General features: G+C 60.4%; 2 protein-coding genes. One reads left to right on the top strand and one right to left on the bottom strand.

Annotation, left to right across the window (positions count from 1 at the left end; genetic code table 11):
* Positions 1-507: 507 nt before the first annotated feature.
* Entirely contained in the window at positions 508-1,182 is a 675-nt protein-coding gene (locus JQK88_RS35335; protein ID WP_192259103.1) for a peroxiredoxin-like family protein, read from the top strand.
* Between the two features lie 192 nt (positions 1,183-1,374).
* Here JQK88_RS35335 and JQK88_RS35340 read toward each other — a convergent pair whose 3' ends face one another.
* Positions 1,375-1,755, bottom strand: coding sequence for an FCD domain-containing protein (locus JQK88_RS35340; RefSeq protein ID WP_203281196.1), 381 nt, complete (start codon positions 1,753-1,755; stop codon positions 1,375-1,377).
* Positions 1,756-1,900 lie beyond the last annotated feature (145 nt).

Consider the following 1,900-nt stretch of genomic DNA (forward strand, 5'->3'; position numbering starts at 1 on the left):
CTCTCGTTGAAGGAACTCCATGGTCGGATCGCAGCTTCTACCCGCTCAAGACCAATACCTGTCGCGCCATCTCAGAACGAGGCGCCCCTCCCGCGAAGCGGGTTCGTGCATGAGGCGCAAAGCTGACAGGCCCTCTAGTTCCGTTTGCTGCCATTCGCGATGCGGACAATGAGGTCATCGTTGTCGTCGAACTTTGCCTTTCGGAGCGATTTGGGTTTTGGGGCGAGAGCGGCCGTGAGAATGGATATCGGCCGGGTGCGCACTTGAAATGAGTTATGGAGTGACGAGGCCCAGCAGTTGGCTGTGGGATCGTCTGCCCGAGAAGTTGCAGCGTTCGTGGGGCGCTATCTAGTGTAAAAGCAGTTTCCTCCGTGCTATGAATGGACTGTCGACGCCGTCCTAGGCCGACCGCCATTTTAGCGGGCCGAAGGACGTATGTGCCGCAACATGGGCTCAAGCCACCCGCCCGCACATCTGTTGTCGATTGGCCCGCGAGGAGGGATCAGCATGTCAGAACGTCTCGACGTAGGCCCTCTGCAACTGGGCGAACGAGCGCCCAATTTCGTGCTCGACGCGATTACTCGCGAGGGCAAGATAGCTATCGACGATTTCCGCGGCGAGAAGCCAGTGCTGGTCGGACTGTATCGAGGTCTCCATTGTCCTTTTTGCAGGCGTCATATCGCGACGGTTTCGCTGCTCACACCAGCCCTTAACGCAAAGGGCATCGAAACCCTGACGGTGGTGAACACGCCCATCGAACGGGCACGCCTGTATCTCCGTTATCATCCGATGCCGGCTCTGCTCGCGGCGTCTGATCCTGAGCGGGCTTCACACCGCGCTTTTGGGCTCCCCAATATGCAGATCACCGAGGGCGAGAGCGCATGGCCGCACAAGGCCTCAATGAGCGATGTGAAGGCGATGCGGCTCAACGTGCCGGGCGAAATGCCTGAGCCGATGGATCCGTTTGCCACGCTCGAATATCTGAATAAAAAAGACAATTACGATATCACTGAAGCGGACCAGCAAATGATGGCGACCGGCGTGGGCCAGCTCATGGGCCAGTTCCTGCTCGACCGCAACGGCGTCGTTCGCTGGACGTTCTCCGAGGTTTACGATGGCGGCTTGGGCGCCCGCCCGAACTCTGAGGCGATGATGTCGGTCGCGTCGCAAATCGGAAGGTAAGGAGCACCTTCGGTAGGGGGGCTAGGCGCAGGATTACGCGAAGTTGGCCGCCGTCGCCTGATGGGGCCCTACAATCGGCACCGCACTCGCCTGCCATGAACCCGGGGGCGGGGTCGTCCAGCCGCCCTACTAGCGGCGTCCGCGCTGCGGGCTCAGCGGCCTCTTGCTGCAGGTCTGCGGCGATGCGCCGGCTTACCGCCCCAGCAGATTTCGTTCGACGGTTTTCAGCTGCGCCAGCATCGCATTTTTCGCACTTTCCGGAGCGCGGCGAACCAGACAATCCAGGATTGCCTGGTGCTCGTCGCAATACCTCCGGCGGCGTTCCTCCGAGAACGAGCACTTCTTCATTTCGAACCAGGGCGATTGATTTCGAATGGCGTGCATGCGGTTGCGGATCTCTTTAAGGAGTCGTTGCGGCAGCACGCGAATACTCGGTGATGGAATTCGGCGTCCCAATGCTCGAAATCCGGCATGTCCTTGGCGTCGCATGCCGTCTAATGCGCTTCGCGAACCGCGTTCAGTTCGGTTGCGCTGGCATTGGTTGCCGCAAAGGGCGGCTGCAGGATCGAGCAACTGCCTCCCTCGTCGGCTGACATGCTGAAGGGTTTCGGGTGCCGTCAGGCGTACGAAAGCCTCTCATGCAGGAACCCGCGGTCCGTGCGCGGTGAGCTATGGGGATTTGTGTTTCGGGGTGTGCCAGCGTCTGTCGCAGACGTCC

Source organism: Mesorhizobium caraganae (genome assembly GCF_016836705.1).
Lineage (GTDB): Bacteria > Pseudomonadota > Alphaproteobacteria > Rhizobiales > Rhizobiaceae > Mesorhizobium > Mesorhizobium caraganae.